The sequence below is a fragment of the Klugiella xanthotipulae genome, from assembly GCF_006716695.1.
Taxonomy (GTDB): domain Bacteria; phylum Actinomycetota; class Actinomycetes; order Actinomycetales; family Microbacteriaceae; genus Klugiella; species Klugiella xanthotipulae.
Genome location: NZ_VFPN01000001.1, coordinates 199,226 through 218,555 on the forward strand (window position 1 = coordinate 199,226; position 19,330 = coordinate 218,555).

Annotated in this window: 21 protein-coding genes, 1 tRNA gene and 1 pseudogene; 14 read left to right on the forward strand and 9 right to left on the reverse strand. The window is 64.2% G+C overall.

Annotation, left to right across the window (positions count from 1 at the left end; translation table 11 throughout):
* Positions 1-80: 80 nt before the first annotated feature.
* Positions 81-503, reverse strand: coding sequence for a PaaI family thioesterase (locus FB466_RS00880; RefSeq protein WP_141915098.1), 423 nt, complete (start codon positions 501-503; stop codon positions 81-83).
* A 221-nt stretch (positions 504-724) separates the two neighbouring features.
* On the opposite strand from FB466_RS00880, the gene FB466_RS00885 reads away from it, so the two are divergent.
* From FB466_RS00885 to FB466_RS00915, 7 genes are read left to right on the forward strand one after another with little or no spacing between them, the layout of a single operon-like run.
* Positions 725-2,083, forward strand: a complete 1,359-nt coding sequence (locus FB466_RS00885) for an aromatic ring-hydroxylating dioxygenase subunit alpha (RefSeq protein ID WP_141915100.1) — start codon at positions 725-727, stop codon at positions 2,081-2,083.
* Positions 2,080-2,427, forward strand: coding sequence for a non-heme iron oxygenase ferredoxin subunit (locus FB466_RS00890; RefSeq protein ID WP_141915102.1), 348 nt, complete (start codon positions 2,080-2,082; stop codon positions 2,425-2,427). The genes FB466_RS00885 and FB466_RS00890 overlap by 4 nt, the downstream gene beginning before the upstream one ends.
* Positions 2,424-3,674: an NAD(P)/FAD-dependent oxidoreductase gene (locus FB466_RS00895; protein ID WP_141915104.1), complete on the forward strand. Its 1,251-nt coding sequence runs from the start codon at positions 2,424-2,426 to the stop codon at positions 3,672-3,674. Before FB466_RS00890 ends, FB466_RS00895 begins: the two co-directional genes overlap by 4 nt.
* A gap of 5 nt (positions 3,675-3,679) precedes the next feature.
* Positions 3,680-4,234 (forward strand): aromatic-ring-hydroxylating dioxygenase subunit beta, encoded by a 555-nt coding sequence (locus FB466_RS00900; protein WP_141915106.1) that lies wholly within the window; start codon positions 3,680-3,682, stop codon positions 4,232-4,234.
* Between the two features lie 51 nt (positions 4,235-4,285).
* Entirely contained in the window at positions 4,286-5,143 is an 858-nt protein-coding gene (locus tag FB466_RS00905; RefSeq protein ID WP_141915107.1) for an SDR family NAD(P)-dependent oxidoreductase, read from the forward strand.
* The gene (locus FB466_RS00910; RefSeq protein ID WP_141915109.1) at positions 5,140-6,732 is read left to right on the forward strand and encodes an AMP-binding protein; all 1,593 of its coding nucleotides are present in this window, start codon (positions 5,140-5,142) and stop codon (positions 6,730-6,732) included. Before FB466_RS00905 ends, FB466_RS00910 begins: the two co-directional genes overlap by 4 nt.
* Positions 6,733-6,735: 3 nt before the next feature.
* The gene (locus FB466_RS00915) at positions 6,736-7,209 is read left to right on the forward strand and encodes a GNAT family N-acetyltransferase (RefSeq protein WP_141915110.1); all 474 of its coding nucleotides are present in this window, start codon (positions 6,736-6,738) and stop codon (positions 7,207-7,209) included.
* Positions 7,210-7,279: 70 nt separating this feature from the next.
* On the opposite strand, the gene FB466_RS00920 is transcribed toward FB466_RS00915, so the two are convergent.
* Positions 7,280-8,053 carry an IclR family transcriptional regulator gene (locus tag FB466_RS00920; protein ID WP_141915112.1) on the reverse strand — a complete coding sequence of 258 codons (774 nt, stop codon included), beginning with the start codon at positions 8,051-8,053 and terminating at the stop codon, positions 7,280-7,282.
* A 116-nt stretch (positions 8,054-8,169) separates the two neighbouring features.
* On the opposite strand from FB466_RS00920, the gene FB466_RS00925 reads away from it, so the two are divergent.
* Positions 8,170-8,748 (forward strand): helix-turn-helix domain-containing protein, encoded by a 579-nt coding sequence (locus FB466_RS00925; protein WP_141915113.1) that lies wholly within the window; start codon positions 8,170-8,172, stop codon positions 8,746-8,748.
* Between the two features lie 52 nt (positions 8,749-8,800).
* On the opposite strand, the gene FB466_RS00930 is transcribed toward FB466_RS00925, so the two are convergent.
* A complete protein-coding gene (locus tag FB466_RS00930) occupies positions 8,801-10,150 on the reverse strand; it encodes a sigma-54-dependent transcriptional regulator family protein (protein ID WP_141915115.1) in 1,350 nt (449 codons plus the stop codon).
* Between the two features lie 258 nt (positions 10,151-10,408).
* Here FB466_RS00930 and FB466_RS00935 point away from each other — a divergent pair, with 258 nt between their 5' ends.
* The 4 genes from FB466_RS00935 to FB466_RS00950 all read left to right on the forward strand — a co-directional run bounded on the left by FB466_RS00935 (position 10,409) and on the right by FB466_RS00950 (position 14,029).
* Positions 10,409-11,380 carry a sugar ABC transporter substrate-binding protein gene (locus FB466_RS00935; protein ID WP_141915116.1) on the forward strand — a complete coding sequence of 324 codons (972 nt, stop codon included), beginning with the start codon at positions 10,409-10,411 and terminating at the stop codon, positions 11,378-11,380.
* Entirely contained in the window at positions 11,377-12,447 is a 1,071-nt protein-coding gene (locus FB466_RS00940; RefSeq protein ID WP_141915118.1) for an ABC transporter permease, read from the forward strand. The genes FB466_RS00935 and FB466_RS00940 overlap by 4 nt, the downstream gene beginning before the upstream one ends.
* Positions 12,444-13,259, forward strand: coding sequence for an ATP-binding cassette domain-containing protein (locus tag FB466_RS00945; protein ID WP_141915119.1), 816 nt, complete (start codon positions 12,444-12,446; stop codon positions 13,257-13,259). The genes FB466_RS00940 and FB466_RS00945 overlap by 4 nt, the downstream gene beginning before the upstream one ends.
* Before the next feature lie 65 nt (positions 13,260-13,324).
* The gene (locus tag FB466_RS00950; RefSeq protein WP_141915121.1) at positions 13,325-14,029 is read left to right on the forward strand and encodes a hypothetical protein; all 705 of its coding nucleotides are present in this window, start codon (positions 13,325-13,327) and stop codon (positions 14,027-14,029) included.
* A gap of 69 nt (positions 14,030-14,098) precedes the next feature.
* Here the strand turns inward: FB466_RS00950 and FB466_RS00955 are convergent, their stop codons facing one another.
* The 3 genes from FB466_RS00955 to FB466_RS00965 are packed head-to-tail and all read right to left on the reverse strand — an operon-like array spanning position 14,099 to position 17,103.
* Positions 14,099-14,857, reverse strand: coding sequence for a fumarylacetoacetate hydrolase family protein (locus FB466_RS00955; RefSeq protein WP_141915122.1), 759 nt, complete (start codon positions 14,855-14,857; stop codon positions 14,099-14,101).
* A 37-nt stretch (positions 14,858-14,894) separates the two neighbouring features.
* Positions 14,895-16,004 (reverse strand): branched-chain amino acid aminotransferase, encoded by a 1,110-nt coding sequence (locus tag FB466_RS00960; protein ID WP_141915124.1) that lies wholly within the window; start codon positions 16,002-16,004, stop codon positions 14,895-14,897.
* Between the two features lie 28 nt (positions 16,005-16,032).
* Positions 16,033-17,103 (reverse strand): 3-isopropylmalate dehydrogenase, encoded by a 1,071-nt coding sequence (locus FB466_RS00965; RefSeq protein ID WP_141915126.1) that lies wholly within the window; start codon positions 17,101-17,103, stop codon positions 16,033-16,035.
* 122 nt (positions 17,104-17,225) lie between these two features.
* Here FB466_RS00965 and FB466_RS00970 point away from each other — a divergent pair.
* A tRNA-Leu gene (locus FB466_RS00970) sits at positions 17,226-17,310 on the forward strand.
* Positions 17,311-17,314: 4 nt separating this feature from the next.
* Here FB466_RS00970 and FB466_RS13560 read toward each other — a convergent pair.
* Positions 17,315-17,587: pseudogene (locus FB466_RS13560) on the reverse strand (tyrosine-type recombinase/integrase); the annotation flags it as partial.
* A gap of 101 nt (positions 17,588-17,688) precedes the next feature.
* On the opposite strand from FB466_RS13560, the gene FB466_RS13565 reads away from it, so the two are divergent.
* Complete coding sequence (locus tag FB466_RS13565; RefSeq protein ID WP_211344727.1) at positions 17,689-18,075, forward strand: hypothetical protein; 387 nt, start codon at positions 17,689-17,691, stop codon at positions 18,073-18,075.
* A gap of 80 nt (positions 18,076-18,155) precedes the next feature.
* Here FB466_RS13565 and FB466_RS00980 read toward each other — a convergent pair whose 3' ends face one another.
* Positions 18,156-18,476 (reverse strand): DUF4234 domain-containing protein, encoded by a 321-nt coding sequence (locus FB466_RS00980; protein ID WP_141915127.1) that lies wholly within the window; start codon positions 18,474-18,476, stop codon positions 18,156-18,158.
* A 47-nt stretch (positions 18,477-18,523) separates the two neighbouring features.
* Positions 18,524-18,832 (reverse strand): ImmA/IrrE family metallo-endopeptidase, encoded by a 309-nt coding sequence (locus tag FB466_RS00985; protein WP_141915129.1) that lies wholly within the window; start codon positions 18,830-18,832, stop codon positions 18,524-18,526.
* Positions 18,833-19,330: the final 498 nt, after the last annotated feature.

The following is a 19,330-nucleotide window of genomic DNA, read 5'->3' on the forward strand; positions in this document are numbered from 1 at the left end:
CCAGAAAAACAGCTACGGCCCGCTGAGTGACCAGAGGGCACAGAGACCAGAGGGCACAGAGACCAGAGGGCACAGAGAAACTAACCGACCTTTTTCGGCAGATACGTGGCGCTGACGGTCGTGAGCAACTTGCCCTGATCATCCCGCACCTCGGTCTGGGTGACCACCACGGAGCGACCGGCACGCACGAGCGTGGCGGTCGCTGTTGCATACCCCGCACCCGTGTTACTCAGCAGGTTGATGTTGGCCTGGATGGCGAAGGGAAACACACCCTCCGGCACGTGATAGCGAGCCAGGAAGGTGCCCGTGATATCGGCGAGGCCGAAGAGGGCGGGGGCGGAGAACATCCCGGCCGGCTGCCGGTTGGCCTCGGTCAGTGGCATCCGCACGCTCACGGCCTCGGGACTCCCGGACACCGGCTCCAGGCTGAGGGTTGCGGCCATATCAATGCCCACCTCGTCGTAGAAGTCGGTCCAGATCTGGTCGAAAGTCTGCTCGCTCATATCATTTGCCCTTTCCCCGCGAACACTGGCCACGGGACACATACTCGCCCACGCTAGACCAACGTCGGCCACCCGGTGCGTGCGCGTGCCACGGTTCGGCACAGCAGCATCCCCGAGGTACCCCCGAGGGGATTCACGTTCCACTGCACGGAACAGGCCGTGACACGGAGCACATCCTTGCCGTTAACTAGACCGCACATCACCGACAAAGGAGTACACGGATGACGGCCATCAATCTGACCCCCCCGTCGGCGAACCCCCAGACACACACCGAGCGAGGAGACCTCCACCGACCGGCTGCGCTTACGCCCACCGTCGATGTCTCCTCCCTCATTGACACGACAAACGGGGTCGTCGATCGAGCAATCTTCACCAACCGAGAAATTTACGAGCAGGAGTTACGGCGGGTATTCGCCCCCAGTTGGCTCTTCCTCGGGCACGTCAGCCAACTCACCAAGAAGGGCGACTTCTTCACGACGTACATGGGGGAAGACCCCGTGATCGTTTCGATGGACCAGGACAAAAAAATCCAGGCCTTCCTGAACTCCTGCCGACACCGGGGGGCGCGCGTCTGCCGGGCGGATGCCGGCAACACGAAGGCCTTCAGCTGCACCTACCACGGCTGGGCATTTGACCTGCAGGGCAAGCTTCAGAACGTGCCGAACGAGGCTGGGTACAACGAGAAGTTCGATCGCGAGGCCTGGGGACTCGTCCCCGTTGCCCAGCTCGACACCTACCGCGGGCTCATCTTTGCCACGTGGAATCCGAAGGCACCACCCCTGCCCGAGGCACTCGGCGATATGGCCTGGTACATGGATGCCATGCTCAACCGCGACCCGGAGGGCACCGAGGTGGTGGGTGGCGTGATGAAGTGGGTCCTCAAGGGCAACTGGAAACTCGCTGCCGAGCAGTTTGCCACCGACTGGTACCACGTCAACATGTCGCACGCGTCGGCGCTCATGGTTCTCTCGCCCACCGGCAAGGGTCCCGTATCCGGAATTGCGAACACCCCCGGTCGCCAATACGTTGACCCCCAGGGTCACGGTGCTGGCTTCCCCACCCACCCCAAGAGTCGTTTCGATGCTCAGGCCGTGCACGAGCACTACGACTATGACGCCCTCCGTGATCGCCTGGGTGCGGCCCGGGTCGAGGGTCCCATGACAACGGGCCACGCAACGGTGTTCCCCAACTTCTCCTACCTGCCCGTGAACGGCAGCATCCGTATCTGGCACCCGAAGGGACCGGACGAGATGGAGGTCTGGGCCTGGACGCTGCTCGACAAGTCAATGCCGCCCGAGGTCAAAGAGGCTCAGCGTCTCTACAACCTGCGCACATTTGGACCGAGCGGTATTTTCGAGTCTGACGACGGTGAGAACTGGAGCGAGGTGCAGGCTATCTCGCACGGCTTCATCACCAACAACACGCCCCTGAACTACCAGATGGGGCTCGGAAGTGAGCGTCACGACGGAGTTTACCCCGGCACCACAAGCGAGCTGTACAGCGATGCTGCTGGCCGCTCCTTCTACGCCCGCTGGGCAGATCTGATGAACACCCCTGCCTGGCACGAGGAGACGGAATGACCACGGGAATTAAAATAGCCGAAGTTGGTGACGTCGATGATGGGGAAGGCATCCGCATCGACAAGGCCGCAACCGGCACAGAGGACGATATCGCCCTCTTCAGCGCCGCTGGCCGCTACTACGCGCTCAACGACACCTGCACCCACGAGAAAGCGTCGCTCGCTGACGGCTGGGTAGAGGATGGCGCGGTCGAGTGCCCCCTCCACGTCGGCAAGTTCTGCCTGAGGACGGGAGAGGTGCTGTCCATGCCCGCCAACGAGAGCACGGTCGCGCACCGCGTGGAGGTGCAGGGCGAGGACATCATCCTCTACCCGGGCGAGACCCCCAGCGAGGAGACCGAATGACCACGAACGATAGTCCGCAGAGTGTGGTGATCGTCGGCGGCGGCGTCGCGGGTATTTCGGCCGCACGCGAGTTGCGACGACTGGGCTACGACGGTGATCTCACGATCGTGGATGCCGGTGCCGCCCCCTACGACCGGCCGCCGCTCAGCAAAGACTATCTACTGGGTACCAAAACGATGCCTGACATCCACCTGGCCCCGGCGAAATGGTTTGCCGACCAGAACGTGACCCTCGTTACCACTACCAGGGTCGAGCGCATCGAACCGGATGCGGGCCAGGTTCTCCTGAGCGACGCCAGCGTCCTGCACGCTGACGCCATCATTCTGGCAACGGGCGGAACACCCCGCCCGTTGCCGGTACCGGGTGGAGACCTGCCCGCCGTGCACGTCCTGCGCTCGGCAGAGGACGCAGACCGGCTGCGCGCCGCACTGACCCCGGGCACACGTCTGCTGGTGATCGGAGCCGGCCTGATCGGAGCCGAGACGGCCTCCACGGCGCTTCATCTCGGAGCAAGCGTGACCCTCGTCGATCCGATGAGCGTCCCGCTCCTGCCCGCCGTCGGACCGGAGGTCGCCGCCTTCCTGCACGCGCAGCACCCGGAACGGGGCATCACCACCATTCACGGTTCGGTCACCGGTATCGCACAGGAATCGCAGACCAGCCCCCTCGTGGCCACGCTCGCCACGGGGGACACCATCGAAGCCGACCTGGTCTTGGCGGGTATCGGCATCACCGCCGACACCGCCCTGGCCGAAGCCGCCGGGCTAGACATCGACAACGGCGTGATTGTTGACTATTCCCAGCGCACCTCGCACCCTCGAGTCTTTGCCGCGGGAGACTCCTCCCGCCGTCGCGGACCCGACGGGGTACTTTCGCGCCGCGCAGAGCACTGGGACGCTGCCGAGGGAACCGGCAGGGCAGCGGCAGCCGGGGTGCTCGGCCGCGAACCCGTCACAGAGATTTCCAGCTGGTTCTGGACTGATCGCCACGGCATCCATGTGGAGGGCGTCGGTGATATGAGCCCCTCGGGCACCACCGTCCTGCGCGGCACACTGGGCGACGGACCGGCGACGGTGTTCCGGCTCGACGGTGATCGTGTCGTGGGGGCTGTCTCAATCGACGACAGCAATGCCATCCGGGCAGCTCGCCGCATGATTGACGGCCGGATATCGGTCACTGCCGAAGACCTCAGTAACCCGGAGCACAACCTCCGTTCACTCCTCCGCTCCACCGCCTCGAAAGGATAACCGCCATGACCAGCACCGCCCCGGCAGCCGCCGACGTACTGGAGGCCCCGCTCGCCGATGCCGACACCCACTTCCGGATCTCGCAGTTTTACTTTCGTGAGGCCGAGTTGCTCGATGACGGTCGCTTCACCGACTGGCTAGACCTTCTCGCCGAGGACCTGCACTACTGGGCCCCCACCCGCACCAACCGCCTCCGCCGCCAGCAGGCCCTCTCCATCGCCCAGCCGGGTGAGGCAGCCTTCTATGACGAGACCAAGGAGAGTCTTGCCTGGCGCATTCGCAGATTCGATACCGGGATGGCCTGGTCCGAGGACCCGCCCTCACGCACCCGGCACCTGATCTCCAACGTCACGGTCCGAGTCACGGGCGAGGGTGAGTACCTCGTACGCTCGGCGTTTATCGTCTACCGTAATCGCCTTCTCACCGAGGTGGACATTTATGCGGGTGGGCGCACCGACGTGATCCGCGCGGGCGGGCCGGAAGGCTTTGAAGTGGCCCGGCGTACTCTGCTCTTTGAACAGAACGTTCTTCTCGCCAAGAACGTCGCTACTTTCTTCTAGGATCACCCGCACCATATTTGCCACACCCGTGGCCACAGTCAAGGAGGACTTGTGAACTCACCCCTCACCCAGGGCACAGGCTGGCTTCCTGGCGACGTTGCGCTCATCACGGGGGGAGGGTCCGGCATCGGTCGGGCCCTCGCCCTGCGCTTCCTCGCCGAGGGCGCATCGGTCGCCATCGTTGGCCGCGACCTCGATAAACTCGCCGACACCGTCGCGGCTGCTGGCGAGGCGGCAGACCGCATCCTCCCCATTGCGGCCGACGTCACCTCCACCGACGATATGCATCGCGCTGTTGCCGAGACAATCACCCGTTTCGGACGGCTCGATATTCTGGTGCCCAACGCGGGTATCTGGGACTATAACCGCTCGATTACCCGGCTCACGGGTCAGCAACTTTCGGACTCCTTTGACGAGGTGTTTGCCATCAACGTTAAGGGATACCTACTCACGGTTGAGGCCGCCTGGCGCGAGCTGGTGGAGTCTCGGGGATGCGTCGTCATGACGCTCTCTAACGCCTCGTTCTACCCGGCTGGCGGCGGTCCCGTTTACACCGCGAGCAAACATGCGGACCGCGGATTACTGCTCCAACTCGCCTACGAGTTGGCCCCCAAGGTTCGTGTGAATGGCGTGGCTGTGGGCGGAATGCGCACAAACCTACGGGGTCCGTCTGCCACGGGTCTGGCCGACCGATCAATCGCCGACTCGTTTGATCGTAACGACACCTCGGGAAATAACCCACTCCTCCCCCTACACGATGTGAGCGTCGAGCCTGAGGACTACACCGGCCCTTACGTCCTACTCGCCTCGCGGCGCAACAGTTCCACGATCACGGGGTCAATTGTGAACGCCGATGGGGGTATCGCTGCCCGCGGATTCCAGACCGCGGCGGGAGGTGATGACCTGTGAGTCCCGTCGATATCAGCCCCATCCCCCGCTTCAGCCAGCATGCCCGTTACCGCGGCGATAAGGTTGCCCTGCTCTACGAGGGTGAAACCTTCAGCTTTCGTCGGCTCCACACCGAGGTGGGTCGCCTCGCGGCGGCCCTCGCACACGGCGGAGTCTCCCGCGGTGATCGCGTCATCTTCCACGGGCTGAACAGCTCCACCTTTGTCATCACCTACCTCGCCTGCGCCTGGATCGGCGCAGCATTTGTGCCCATCAACTACCGTCTCTCCTCGGCCGAGGTGGTGGATATGTGCCACGATTCCACCCCCACCGTGTTGATCTCCGAGCCGGAACATGCCGCACAGCTGATCCCTTCATTCGATCAGTTACCACCCCTCACCGCACTCGTTGTGGATACGGATCCCTCACTCTCGGCAGCCCTCGCCGCGGCCCACCTGGGGGATGCGCCCTGGCACCCCCTCAGCGAGTTCATCGCTGTGGCGACCGAGGAGACACCCGTACCGGTGGCACTCCACGAAGAAGATATCTCAACTCTGCTCTACACCTCCGGCACCACCGGCCGGGCAAAGGGCGTGGTGTTAACCCACGGAAACCTGTGGTGGAACTCCCTCAACGTGGACAGCGTTGTAGACACCCGCACGACGGATGTCTACCTCGCAATTGCCCCGCTGTACCACATCGGAAGCCTCAACACCTTCACGCTACGGGCGCTCACCCGGGGAGCCACGTCGATTATCCGACGCACCTTCGAACCATCCCAGACCGTCGATGACCTGGTGCGCTACGGTGTCAACGGCTTCTTTGTGGTGCCCGCGATGCTCGCGGCCGTACAGCGAGAGCCCGGCTTTGCCGAGGCCAACCTGACAGCCCTGCGCTCCACCATCGCGGCGGGTGCCCCCGTGCCACCCTCGCTCATCACCGCCTACGCCGATAAGGGTGTCTACCTGCAGCAGGCGTGGGGGCTGACCGAGACCTCCCCCTTTGCGACCTATCTTGAGACCGAGATGACGCTGCTCAAGCTGGGCTCGGCAGGCATCCCCATGCCACACACCGAGGTACAGGTCGTTGACCCCGACACCCTCCGGGTCATCACCGAACCGGGTGACAGTGGTGAGTTGTGGGTGCGTGGCCCTAACGTGGCCGGTTGCTACTGGAATAACCCTGAAGCCTCAGAAAAAGCTTTTGTGGAGGGAGGGTGGTTCCGGAGCGGCGATATTGGCTACTTCGACACCGACGGTTATCTCTTCATCATCGACCGGCTCAAAGACATGGTGATCACGGGCGGCGAGAACGTGTATCCGGCGGAGGTTGAACGGGTCTTGACTGGGCATCCGCAGCTCACCGACATTGCCGTGGTGGGATGTCCCGATCCGCGCTGGGGCGAGGCCGTCGTCGCCGTCATCTCGGCCCCCGAGGAGCACACGATCACGCTGGACGATCTGCGTGACTTTGCCGCGGACGAGTTGGCCCGGTATAAGCTGCCGACCAAGATGCTACGGCTCGAAAGCATCCCCCGCAACGGGGCTGGCAAACTCGACAAGCCCACGATCCGTGAGCTCGTTGCCACCAGTATTCTGACAGGACGGTAGACCATGTCTTCACCCACTCCCAGCCCCACGGATACCCGGCCCCGGGTCACCCCGCTCGCCGATGTCCTTCCCGGCTGGCGCTCCAGCTACGAGGTCTCACGCCCCGGTGCACCGGTGGCCCATTTTGTTGCGCGCTTTGCCCTGGAGGGTCCGCTCGGCCGGTCCTACCCGGCGGGGGCGCACGACCGGGAATTGCGCAGCGCGGAGGGCGACACGGCCACCGTGGCCGGTCGTCCGTTCGACCCCGAGGCGCTGCGCGCGGTCAGCGAGTACCTCCTGGCGGAAGACCCCCGCTGTCGGCGGGTCGTGCTTCCCGTTCCCGAGCAGGACCTGGCCGCGATCGCCGCGGCCGAGGCGGGCGGTTTCCGCTATGTGGTTGATGTCGAGACGGCGGAAACGGAACAGTCACTTCTCGTGGTTGAGCCCGATTGGGTGACGGCCCAGCCCCTCGATCTGGACGCTATCCCCCTGGACTAGTGGGGTTGGCATCCCCATGCTCTCCCGGGCACCGCTCGCTGCACCTCCCCTGCGCGGGAGAGAATTCCCGCTACCGGGAGACGGTTGAGAGGGCTCGGGATGCGGCAAAGCAGAGTCTCCGCAGGGCCTCCGCTTGCTCCTCCGGGCTAAAGAAGCCGCGCTGGCCAGCCACCGAGAACGCGGCGACGGGGCGACCCTGTGGCCCCATGACGGGTGCGGCAACGCACACCAGTTCGGGGAGAGACTCGCCGTTATCGTAGGCGACGCCCCGCCTCCGAATGTCATCAAGCTCACGCTCCAATTGAGCGGCTCCCGTGATCGTTGTGGGGGTCGGTGCATCAAAAGTGCCGCGGCCCGCGGCGGTGGAGGCGACCTCGTTGAGGGCCAGAAGCGTTTTACCCACCGCGGTACGGTAGGCCGGTACCCGACCACCGATCTTTGAGGGGGTGGGGACCCGCCGGTGGCCGTGCAACTTATTGAGATAGATCACCTCTGTCCCGGTGAGCACGGCGAGATGCACGGTCTGTCGGGTCTGCTCGTACAGCTCGGCGAGGTACGGGGTCAGGAAGTCGCGGAGGGTGTCGTGCAGGCGGGAGTCGCTACCGGCCCCCAGAGCGTTCAGCATCGGGCCGATCCGATAGCTGGTACCCACGCGCTCAACGGCATTTTTGCGTTCAAGCAGAGCGAGCAGCCGAAACGCGGTCGATTTACTGAGCTGGGCGCGCCGAGCAAGAGCGCTGACCCCCATCCCGGTTGGAGCGTCGGCCCCAAAAGCTTCCAGCAAGCTGAGGGCTTTCTCGACGGCCGTGCGTTCGTCGCGCGATGCTGTAGCAGTGTTATTCATGATGGATGTCCTCATCACCGTTGACGTTGGTGAAGCGCACTGTACGCTTCTGATGTATTCCCCTGGTCGTCCACTATAACAGCACGCCAGGCAATTAAAATAGACACGGAGATTCCATGAGCACAACGGCAACGATGCTGGCCCGTAATATTCGACGCTTCCGCACCGAACGGAGCATGTCACTCGCCGAATTGGGCCGCCGCGCCGGACTCTCAAAACAAACCCTGGGCGCACTCGAACAGGGCAACGGTAACCCCACGATCGAGACGGTTTCTGCGATTGCGGACGCCCTCGGTGTCTCCCTGCGCTCGGTACTCACCCAGTGGGGCAGCGGCGTTTTTATCCGACGGGCCGCCGATGCCGCGTGGAACCCGCTCCACCCCACCGGCGAGCTACGCGAGCTCGACGAGGTGTACGGTTCCGGCTACGTGCGCAACGCCCTCCTCACGGTGCGGCGCTCAGATGACCCACAGATCACCCCCTGGGAGACCCACACCCCGGGCAGTCTGCACCACGCCTACGTTATGTCCGGCACGGTGCGCCTCGGACCCGTCGAGGAACCCATCGAGGCCGCGACCGGTGACTACGTGCGATTTCCTGGTGACCGTGAGTACCTCATCCAGAGTGTGAGTGAAACCACCGAGCTGTACCTGGCGACCACGTTCCCGCAGGTACCACAACTGGGGCAGGGCTAGGCTCCACGGCCACGATGCCCGGACCCTCCGACATCGGGACGGACCTCCGCCGCTAGGCGGTCGCCGCGGCGGCCTCGGCAGCCGCATCCATAATTTCGAGCCGGGAGAGCACATGGGAGCGTTTGGGCGAGCGAGCGGGCAGCAACCGCAGGCAGGTCTCCCAGGCCTGGCGGTCATCCGCGCCCTCCGGGGTTTGCACGTAGGCGAGCAACACCTCCACCGAGGCGTCGGTGAGCAGAGCCTCGCGCAGCGTGTAGGCGACCTCGGTGCGAATATCCAGGATGCCGGGGGCCTCCGACTCCGGCAGCAGCGGACCCGCGTAGGCCGCGAGGGCCAGACGGTGCGCACCGCGGCCGATGGCCGAGAGGACATCACGCACATCGAGTGTGATCGAGCGCGGCAAACGGTAGGGCCGCGAGAGCGGGGTGAGGCTCGGATCAATACTCTTGAGCACCGAACGCAGACGCACCATCTCGGCGCGCAGGGTGAGCGCACCGTCGTCCCGACCGTACAGCAGCTGTGAGAGACGCTCCGCAGACAGACCGTTCTCATGCCAGGCAAGCAGGGTGAGGATCTCGGCGTGGCGACGGCTGAGCTCGACCAGTTCACTGCCGATGTAGAGTTCACCGCGGTCGCGACCGAGCACGTTGAGCCGGGTGATGCCGGTGCCGCGCACGGGCCGACGCTCCGAGAGGCCGCGCGAACCGCGGCGGGCCTGCGCGAGCACCATGTCGTTGCGGAGGGTCTGAATGCGCAACTCGGCCTCCACCGCAGCCACCGTTGCCTCCACAAGTTGCAGGGTGTGCGGGGCCACCACATCGTCGCCGCCGGTAATGTCTATCACCCCGAGCAGAGCGTTGGTCAGCGGGTCGTGCACGGGCACAGCCGTGCAGCTCCACTGGTGGGCTAACTCACTGAAATGCTCAGCCCCGAGCACCTGGATACCGTGGTTGAACGTGAGCGCGGCCCCCGGGGCACTCATGCCCACGGCAGCCTCAGACCAGTCAGCCCCGGCCACAAAATTCATGCGCTCGGCCTCGTCGCGCAGCGTGTGATCGCCATCGATCCAGAGCAGACGACCCGCGGCATCCCCCACGGCCACGATAATACCGGCCTCCTCGGCATCCTCGATAAGGAGCCGCTGGATGACGGGCATGATGGTCGAGAGCGGGTGGGTGCGGCGGTAATCTTCCAGCTTCTCGCGCGCCCACACGCTGAGCGGGGGGATCTTCGCGGGGTTCATCTCGCTGAGAATGGAGCGCTCCCAAGACTCGCGCACCCGATCACGCACCACATCGGGGATCGCGAAACCGTTAAACGCCTCCTCGTGTGCACTCAGCAAAACCCGGCGTCGTTCGCGGGCAGATTCACCGCGGCGGAGCGCCAACCATGGACTGTGCATCCCCTTCATACCTCCCTACACAATCATGAGTGCAGACCGCCCCAGTCTACGGTGTGATTCTGCGCATCGCCTCAGTGGGACGATCCCCGAGGCTGGGCCCTATTGTTCACGACAACAACGCAACAAAGGTCATCGCCCTCGGGCACAGGGGCTATTCTGGAGGGCAGTGGGTTCGGCCGTTCGGAGCCGACCCGCCCCGTTGTTCCCCCGTGCGCACGATGAGGTGCGCCGCTGACCGTCCCCAGGAGACCCCGCCCCATGACTCGCACCTCCCTGCTCGCCCGCCTCATCCTCCCCCTCGTTCTTGCGGCCCCCCTCCTCCTGACCGGATGCACGGCACCGGCTGTCACCACCGAAACCGGACCCAGCGACAACCTCACAATCGCGGTTGTCACGCACGGCACCCCGGGCGACTCCTTCTGGGACGTGGTGAAGAGCGGCGCCGAGCAGGCCGGGGAAGACCTGAACGTCTCAATTACCTACCAGGGTGACGGCGATCCGGTGAAGCAGAGCTCCCTGATCGACAGCGCCGTGGCCGACAAGGTTGACGGGATCGTGGTGTCGATGGCCAACCCGGACGGGCTGAAAGACTCGGTTGAGGCGGCCGTTGCGGCCGGTATCCCCGTGGTCACCATCAACTCGGGACTGGAACGGTCCGCCGAGTTTGGTGCCCTCACCCATGTGGGTCAGAGCGAGTTTATTGCGGGCCAACGCACGGGCGAGAAGCTCAACGATGCGGGGGCGACACGGGTTGCCTGCGTGATCCACGAGGCCGGTAACTCCGGGCTGGAGGAGCGCTGCTCGGGCGTCGCTGACACCTTCAACGGAACGATCAGTAACGTGCAGGTGGATATTGCCAACATCGCCGACGCCCAAAACCTGATCACCAGCCAGCTGCTGAGCGACCCGAGCATTGACGCCGTACTGACGCTCAACTCGGGTCTCGCAACCGCTGCCACGCAGGCCGTTGCTGACGCCGGTAGCGACGCCCGGGTCGCCACGTTTGATGTGTCTAGCGACGTGACCGACCTCATCCTCGACAAGAAGGTGCTTTTTGCCGTAGACCAGCAACCCTATTCGCAGGGCTACCTGCCGGTCACCTTCCTCACCCTGCTCAACCGCAACGGGGACCAGGTGGGCGGCGGTCAGCCGGTGTACTCCGGCCCCGGGTTTGTGACACTTGACAACGCCGCCGAGGTGGCTGAGTTCGCACAGAACGGCACGCGATGACCCGGGCAGCACCCGCCGTGAGTGAGACGGCCGCGCCCCTCGGGCCGGTCGCCGCGGTGGTCCCTGCTGCCACGCATCCGTTTGTCGCTGTTCTGCGGCGGCCCGAGATCGGTGCCCTGGCCGCCGCACTCATGATCTTTGTTCTTTTTTCGAGCATCACCACAGCCTTCCTCACCCCGGCGGGCATCGGCACCTGGCTGTACTCCTCCTCACTCTTCGGCATCATGGCCGTCGCGGTGGCGCTGCTCATGATTGGCGGCGAGTTTGACCTCTCCGCCGGGGCCATGACCGGCACAACCGGCCTGCTGGTGGGGGTACTCACCACACAGTGGCAGGTCAACATCTGGTTAGCGATGGCGTTATCGCTCGCCGTTGCCCTCGGACTCGGCGCGATTAACGGCCTGCTCGTGGTCACGACCGGCCTGCCCAGCTTCATCGTGACCCTCGGTACATTCTTTATCTTGCAGGGCATCAATCTGGCGGTAACGAAGCTCATCACCGGCTCGGTGGCCATTCAGGGGATGTCCGCGGTGGACGGCTTCGACACCGGCAAGATCCTCTTCGGGTCACGCGTGTCGCTCCTCGGGGTGGAGGTGAAGACCTCCGTGTTTTGGTGGCTCGCGGTCACGCTGATCGCCACCTGGGTGCTGCTGCGTACGCGGCCCGGAAACTGGATTTTTGCGGCGGGTGGGGCACCGTCGAGCGCGCGACAGATGGGCGTACCCGTGGCTCGCACCAAAATCTCGCTCTTCATGACCACCGCCGGTGCAGCCTGGCTGGTGGGGATGCTGCAACTTTTCGACGTCTCGACCGTACAAGCCACGAGCGGTATCGGTCAGGAGTTTGTGTACATCATCTGCGCCGTCGTGGGCGGCTGCCTGCTCACGGGCGGCTACGGCTCGGCCGTGGGGGCCGCGCTGGGGGCGCTCATCTACGGGATGACGTTGCAGGGGATCGTTTTTGCCCAGTGGGATAACAACTGGCTCAAGGCTTTTCTGGGCGCGATGCTGCTCGGCGCGGTGCTCGTCAACCTGTACGTGCGCAAGAGGCTGGGGTCGCGCTCATGAGCGGGGCCACTCCCCCGCGACCCGGTTCGGCCGGCACCCCCCTTATTGAGGCGCGGGGCGTGGGCCGTTCCTATGGCTCCATCGTGGCACTGCACGACGTCTCCGCCCGGGTACTCGCCGGTGAGGTGCTGTGTGTGCTGGGTGACAACGGGGCGGGCAAGTCAACGCTCATCAGTATCCTCTCAGGCGCACAGCCGCACGGCAGCGGCGAGTTCCTGGTTGACGGCCAGCCCACCCGTTTATCGAGCCCGCGGGAGGCGCGCGACCACGGCATCGCCACCGTCTATCAAGACCTCGCGGTCGTGCCGCTGATGTCCGTGTGGCGCAACTTCTTCCTCGGCTCCGAACTCACGGTGGGTCACGGCCCGCTGCGCCGGCTCGATGTGGCCCGGATGCGCTCGGTTGCCTCCGCCGAACTGGCCCGGATGGGCATCCAGCTGCGCGACCTGGAGCAGCCCATCGGCACCCTCTCGGGCGGTGAACGGCAATCCGTAGCCATCGCCCGGGCCGTCTACTTCGGTGCCCGCGTTGTCATCCTCGACGAGCCCACCGCGGCCCTCGGCGTCAAACAGGCAGGGATTGTGCTGCGCGACATCGCGAGGGCCCGTGACCGGGGGCTGGGTGTGGTCTTTGTGACGCACAACCCGCACCACGCATATCCGGTGGGCGACACATTTCTGCTGCTGGGCCGCGGTGAGATGCTGGGCACGTACGCGCGCGGTGAGATCACGGTGGAGGAACTCACCAGGCTGATGGCCGGTGGGTCGGAACTGGATGATCTGACGCGGGAGCTGGGGCGCCACCCGAGCTGACACGAGCGGGTCCCGACCAACCGATAACCAGACCAGCGGTATCCTGAATCAGCGAAAGGACCCCCATGACCCTCCTGCAGAATCTCCCCGCCGACGACTTCAAGGCTCTCAAGCTGACGACCCCACATACGCGCCTTCTTCCGGTGAAACGCGCTGAGGACATGGGGAAACTCCCGACGGATCCACAGGTTGTGTACGGAAAATACACGAGTCGAAAGCGCCGAGTCTTACAGGGTGTCTACCTGGTGGCTGGCACGTGCCTGGGGGTGGGTTTCATTACCGGAAACGCCCTGAACCACGGCGGTGTGATGCCGCTGGCCTGGGACATCATCTGGATCCTCTTCCCCTGGGTCTTCCTGCTGCCGCTGTGGCGCGGGTACTTTCGCGGTTGGCGATCAGCAACTCGGACTCAACAGAAAAGCGCCGAGGACTACGCCGCGTTTTCACAGGCCGCGCTGCACGTTACCGGCACGGTTATTGACCGGATTCTCCGGGTAGACCGCACCAACCGCGCGGTAGTCCTCGTCCTTCTCCTCCATACTCAGGTCCCGGGTCGGCCGATGGAGTCACTCGTGGTGTCCGAGTTTGCGGCGGGAAACCCGCCGCTGGAGTCCGAGTCACCCCAGGTGGGGGACACCGTTATTGTGTGGATAGACCCGCACCCCGGGGGTTCCGGCGAAAAGATTGTGCAGAGCAACCAGGCGTGGTCACGGCGGCAGGAGCGCGCGGCAGAACAGGGTGCCACCGCCGACCCGGATCTCGCAGAATAGGCTCTCAACGGGAGATCTCGTGGCCAACCTCAGCGAGCTCTCCCGGATGCTGCATCAGGGCGACCGCGCCTACCGAACCGGGTTCCGCAGAATCCCGATGCCGGGAATCTCCACCGAGACCTCATCACCGCTCACGACCGGACCAACACCCGCCGGTGTACCCGTGAGGATGACATCACCGGGCAGCATCGTCCAGACACTCGACGAGTACTCGATGATGTCGGCCACCGAGTGGATCATCGCGGTGAAGGGCGCGTGCTGCGCCACCTCACCGTTGACCCGCGTGGTCAGCCCGGAGGCGGCCACCTCAAACTCCGTCTCGATCACCGGACCGAGTGGACAGAACGTGTCGAAGCCCTTACCGCGCGCCCACTGACCATCGGCCTGCTGCAGGTCGCGGGCCGTCATATCGAGGGCGACGGTGTAGCCAAAAATGTAGTCGGCGGCATCCGCTGCCTTCACGTTTTTGGCTACCCGTCCGATGACCACGGCCAGCTCGCCCTCAAAATCCACGCGCTTCGACTGCGGCGGGATCACAATCGCGTCGCCCGGGCCGATCACCGCGGTGTTGGGCTTGAGAAAGAGCAGGGGTGCCTCGGGGGCCACCCCGCCCATCTCGGCGGCGTGGTCGTGGTAGTTCTTCCCCACGCACACCACCTTCGAGCGCGGGATCGACGGGGCCAGCAGCGTGACCTCGGCCAGCGGGATACGCTCAGCCGTGGGCTGGAAACCCGCAAACATGGGGTCGCCGTCGAGCACAACAACGTCCTCGCCGTCAATGATGCCGTAGGCGATGGCCTCGTCGTGGCTGAGCCGTACTACCTGCATGGGTCTCCTCGGGTGTGGTTGTCTCAAAAAGAAGGGGTTAGGCGTCCAGCCGCGTCAACCAGCCGTGGCGGTCGGGACGACGCCCGTGGTGGATATCCGTGAGTTCCTCGCGGATCGACATGGTGAATTCACCGGCGGGTGCCTCCGGGTCACCCACCTCAAAACCGGGCCCCTTGAGCACGTTGATGGGGGTGATGACGGCGGCCGTACCGCACGCAAAGGTCTCAACAATATCGCCCGAGGCCACGCCATCCTTCCACTCGGTGATCGTAATGGGGCGCTCCTCCACCGCAACGCCGCGGTCCTTCGCCAGCTGGATAATGCTCGCGCGGGTGACGCCGTGCAGGATGTTGCCGTTGAGGTTGGGGGTCAGCAGGGTGCCATCTTTCTTCACAAAGAACACGTTCATACCGCCCAGCTCGTCGATGTACTCACGGGTGACCGCGTCGAGGAAGAGTACCTGCTGGCAGCCGTTGGCCGCGGCCTCCTGTTGTGGTAGCAGTGAGGAGGCATAGTTGCCACCACACTTAGCCGCCCCCGTGCCCCCGCGACCCGCACGCGAGTACTCGGTGGACAACCAGATGGAGACGGGCTTCACACCGCTGGCAAAGTACGGCCCCGCGGGGCTCGCGATCACCAGGTAGGAGACCTTCTCGGCGGCGCGCACGCCCAGGAAGCTCTCATTGGCAATCATGAAGGGTCGGAGGTAGAGGCTCATGTCGTGGCCGGAGGGCACCCAGGGACCGTCCACCGCAATCAACTGGCGCAGCGACTCGATGAAGTCGCCCACCGGAAGTTGGGGCAACGCGAGACGCTGAGCGGAGAGGTTGAGCCGGGTGCCATTCGCCTCGGGGCGGAACGTCCACAGGGAGTCATCTGGGTGGCGATAAACCTTCATGCCCTCAAAGATTTCCTGGCCGTAGTGCAGCACCGACGAGGCCGGGTCCATCAGGAGCGGGCCGTAGGGCAGCACGCGGGCGTTAGTCCAGCCCTCCTGACGGGACCAGTCGATCGAGACCATGTGGTCGGTGAAGTACTTGCCAAAACCCGGGTCGGCAAGAATAGCCTCACGCTCGGCCGCGGGCAGGGAATGGGTGTTGCGCTCGGTCGTGAAGGTCAACGGGGTCGTGATGGGTGCGTGTGTCATGTGTCAATTCCTGACGTACTGAATAGATTTATCGAGAAAGTCGCTGAACGATGCGGTCGCCAACGTCGCTCGTGCGAGTGGAGAGCGCACCGGCCGGAGCGGAACCACGGGTGGCCACATCCTGAGCGACCGCCTCGCGGATCCGGGTAGCCTGTTCGGGCAGACCCAGGTGGTCGAGCATGAGGGCGACCGACAGGATCGCGGCGGACGGGTCGGCCTTCTGCTCACCGGCGATGTCCGGAGCGGAACCGTGAACCGGCTCGAACATGCTAGGAAATTCACCGCTCGGGTTGATATTGCCGGAGGCGGCGAGACCGATGCCGCCGCTGATTGCGCCGGCCAGATCGGTGAGGATATCGCCAAAGAGATTATCCGTGACGATGACATCAAACCTAGCAGGGTTTGTCACCAAAAAAATCGTCGCGGCGTCCACGTGTAGATAATCGACCGACACCTCCGGGAACTCGGCGGCAATCGCATCCACGTGTCGCTGCCACAGCGCACCCGCGTAGACGAGCACATTGGTCTTGTGCACGAGGGTGAGTTTCTTGGCGGGGCGAGCCTGGGCCACCTCAAACGCGTAGCGGACCACGCGCTCCACACCGTGCGCCGTGTTAATCGAGACCTCGTTGGCAATTTCGTGCGGGGTGCCGGCGCGGATCGCGCCACCGTTACCCACATAGGGGCCCTCGGTACCCTCACGCACAACCACAAAATCCACGGTGCCCGGGGCCGTCAGCGGACTCGTCTCGCCGGGCAGCAGAATACTGGGGCGCACGTTGGCATAGTGGTCGAGCTCAAAGCGCAGCTTCAGAAGCAGCCCCCGCTCAATAGTGGCGTTCGCCAGGCGCGGATCGCCGGGCACCCCACCAACCGCACCCAGCAGGATGACGTCGTTCGCCCTAATCGCGGCGAGATCCTCGTCGGTGAGGGTGTCCCCCGTTTCCAGGTAGCGCGCCGCGCCCAGCGAAAAGTGGCTGCGCTTGATCACCACGTCGCTGCCCACCAGCACGGCATCAAGAACCTTGTTGGCCTCCGCAATAACCTCGGGGCCGATGCCGTCTCCGGGAATAACGGCAAGCTTGATCTGACGGGTCACGGTATCTCTCCTGGGGTCGGGGCGAAAACCCCTCTAGCCTACTCCCGCGCGGGCTCCGCGGGGAGGGTGCGCACGGTGCACGCCACACGACCGCTGCCATATGACTAAGATGGGTACGGTCTGCGGGAGTGGTGGAATTGGCAGACACGCAGGATTTAGGTTCCTGTGCCGCAAGGCGTGAGGGTTCAAGTCCCTTTTCCCGCACCAACTTTTACCCCCGTATTCCGGTCAACGACTGGGATGCGGGGGTTCTTTTTTTGTTGGCCCGCCATTTTGCCCACTTTTTGCCCACAATTGTTTCGGTGATCTTGTGATCGAGGCGCGCTGCAACATCGTCTAGGTCGTCGTCGAACAGGTCGGTGTAGGTGTCGAGTGTCATCGCGGCCGAGGCGTGTCCGAGCATCCGTTGTAGCACCTTGACCTTGGCACCCGAGGACACCGCGAGCGACGCGGCCGGGTGGCGAACGTCGTGTGGCGTGAACGTTGCCGGGATGGTCTTGTGCTCCTCCCGCAGGGCGTTGAGCGCACGTGTCAGCCAGCCGTTGGCCGGCTTGGGATTCCACACGTGGTGATGCCGTCGCCGACGTGGACCTTGCGCGGGAGCATGACGCCGCTGGCCGGGTTGGCCGGGTTGGCCGGGTTGGCCGGGTTGGCCGGGTTGGCCGAGATTCGCCGGTCTCGCACGGCCACGTCAAGGATGCTGGCGAGGGTGCCGTAGTCGCGGATGACGACGGGCGTCGCGCCCCATCTCTCGCGAACGCGGAGCCGCCAGCCCGTTTCAACCGGGCCAGAGGCCGATGGGCTCAGGTGGGCCTCTTTTTTGGTGCGGAACCCGCGGCTGTGCGCCTGCTTGTTGTCAGGTTTGCACTACCGGACGCGGGACAAGAGGCCCTTCGTGGCGTCGTCGGCCTTGATCGTTGCCATGTTCGTCTTGTTAGTTACTCGGGCCGGACAGTTGTTCTGGCCGTCTAGCCCACTGGGCAGTCGTTGTCTTAAAGGCTTAACAACCGGTGCCGGGGGCGCGCAGGCACACGCACCCCCAGCCTTTGTCGCTAGCGGCCGTCGATGGTCGCGTTGAATTTGCTCTGCACGATGGCGTCACCGATGACACCGAGCAGGAACATAAGCAGGAAGGCCCCCACAGTGCTGATGCGGCGGTTGGTGAATGTCTCGACGCCGACGGCGTAGCGCCACATCCACCAGATGTTCACGAACGGAACGATGAACAGCCAAGCGGTCGGGATGCGAACCTCGGGGTTCGAGGCGTTGGCTTCGTTCATCTCGTTCTTGGTTTTCACGAACCACACGAGGGTGTAGATCCCGAAGGTGATGAGGGGCAGAAGAAGGGGTGCGGCTGGGCTACGTCGTTTCATAGTTACTCCTTTTTAAATTGGACTCGATGACCATAGCAGAAGGTCGATTACAGGTTGGGTCGGTTAGGCAATATGGCGGGTATTGCACCCGCCGCTGTCGCCGTACTCCTCCAGTAGGCCGTGAATAGCTCGCGGGTGATACCGAGTTCGCGACAGATCTGGTCGCCGTCGGGGTAGACGCGGACGAGCTCGGAGAGTTCGCGGGGGTTGGTGAGGCGTTCGGCGGCAACGCGATTGGCGCGGGCCTCGTCTCGTGGGTGGTGGCCGACGGGGTCACCGTTCTCTGCGTGGGCGAGTTCATGCGTGAGCACGCACCGCCCAACGAAAACGCGCTGGCCTTGGCGGAGGAAGGTCATTCTCCGTCCTCGGGGTAACCGGGTTCCTCGGTATCCGCGTAGGCCGCATGTGGCACAGATTCAGGGGCGACGTCCTCGTCAAACGCGGTGAAGCTCTCAGTCTGCCCGATGGGTGTGGCATGAGAGACGCCACACCCAGTTTCTCGGATCGCTAACAGCTCACTCAGCTATCTCTGCAAAGCCGGGTGTCCCGAGTCCAAGGGTGCGTCCAAAATGGCCTACACAGGATCCTCTTCCTATGCCCGCGCAGGCTGAATCACGTGCTCCGGCGAAGGCATTTCGGAAGCATTTTCGGCCACCTGGCCAGAGGTGGTGGCCACATAGATATGAAAGCGAACAGCCTCTTCGGTACCTGCCCCTGAACCGTCAACACAACACACAGATCGTTTATCCTGCTGCCGCATGGCTTCGCGCAACCGCTCGAATTTATCTGTCGTGCAGGAATTGAGGCGCACCAAAGCGTTACCCCCTCCGGGGCGCTCAGGCGAACATCCAGCC

Excerpts from the sequence above, each read along its gene's own strand:
- FB466_RS00880 (WP_141915098.1), bottom strand. The coding sequence starts at position 503 with ATGAGCGAGCAGACTTTCGACCAGATCTGGACCGACTTCTACGACGAG.
- FB466_RS00885 (WP_141915100.1), top strand. The coding sequence starts at position 725 with ATGACGGCCATCAATCTGACCCCCCCGTCGGCGAACCCCCAGACACAC.
- FB466_RS00890 (WP_141915102.1), top strand. The coding sequence starts at position 2,080 with ATGACCACGGGAATTAAAATAGCCGAAGTTGGTGACGTCGATGATGGG.
- FB466_RS00895 (WP_141915104.1), top strand. The coding sequence starts at position 2,424 with ATGACCACGAACGATAGTCCGCAGAGTGTGGTGATCGTCGGCGGCGGC.
- FB466_RS00900 (WP_141915106.1), top strand. The coding sequence starts at position 3,680 with ATGACCAGCACCGCCCCGGCAGCCGCCGACGTACTGGAGGCCCCGCTC.
- FB466_RS00915 (WP_141915110.1), top strand. The coding sequence starts at position 6,736 with ATGTCTTCACCCACTCCCAGCCCCACGGATACCCGGCCCCGGGTCACC.
- FB466_RS00920 (WP_141915112.1), bottom strand. The coding sequence starts at position 8,053 with ATGAATAACACTGCTACAGCATCGCGCGACGAACGCACGGCCGTCGAG.
- FB466_RS00925 (WP_141915113.1), top strand. The coding sequence starts at position 8,170 with ATGAGCACAACGGCAACGATGCTGGCCCGTAATATTCGACGCTTCCGC.
- FB466_RS00930 (WP_141915115.1), bottom strand. The coding sequence starts at position 10,150 with ATGCACAGTCCATGGTTGGCGCTCCGCCGCGGTGAATCTGCCCGCGAA.
- FB466_RS00935 (WP_141915116.1), top strand. The coding sequence starts at position 10,409 with ATGACTCGCACCTCCCTGCTCGCCCGCCTCATCCTCCCCCTCGTTCTT.
- FB466_RS00940 (WP_141915118.1), top strand. The coding sequence starts at position 11,377 with ATGACCCGGGCAGCACCCGCCGTGAGTGAGACGGCCGCGCCCCTCGGG.
- FB466_RS00945 (WP_141915119.1), top strand. The coding sequence starts at position 12,444 with ATGAGCGGGGCCACTCCCCCGCGACCCGGTTCGGCCGGCACCCCCCTT.
- FB466_RS00950 (WP_141915121.1), top strand. The coding sequence starts at position 13,325 with ATGACCCTCCTGCAGAATCTCCCCGCCGACGACTTCAAGGCTCTCAAG.
- FB466_RS00955 (WP_141915122.1), bottom strand. The coding sequence starts at position 14,857 with ATGCAGGTAGTACGGCTCAGCCACGACGAGGCCATCGCCTACGGCATC.
- FB466_RS00960 (WP_141915124.1), bottom strand. The coding sequence starts at position 16,004 with ATGACACACGCACCCATCACGACCCCGTTGACCTTCACGACCGAGCGC.
- FB466_RS00980 (WP_141915127.1), bottom strand. The coding sequence starts at position 18,476 with ATGAAACGACGTAGCCCAGCCGCACCCCTTCTTCTGCCCCTCATCACC.
- FB466_RS00985 (WP_141915129.1), bottom strand. The coding sequence starts at position 18,832 with ATGACCTTCCTCCGCCAAGGCCAGCGCGTTTTCGTTGGGCGGTGCGTG.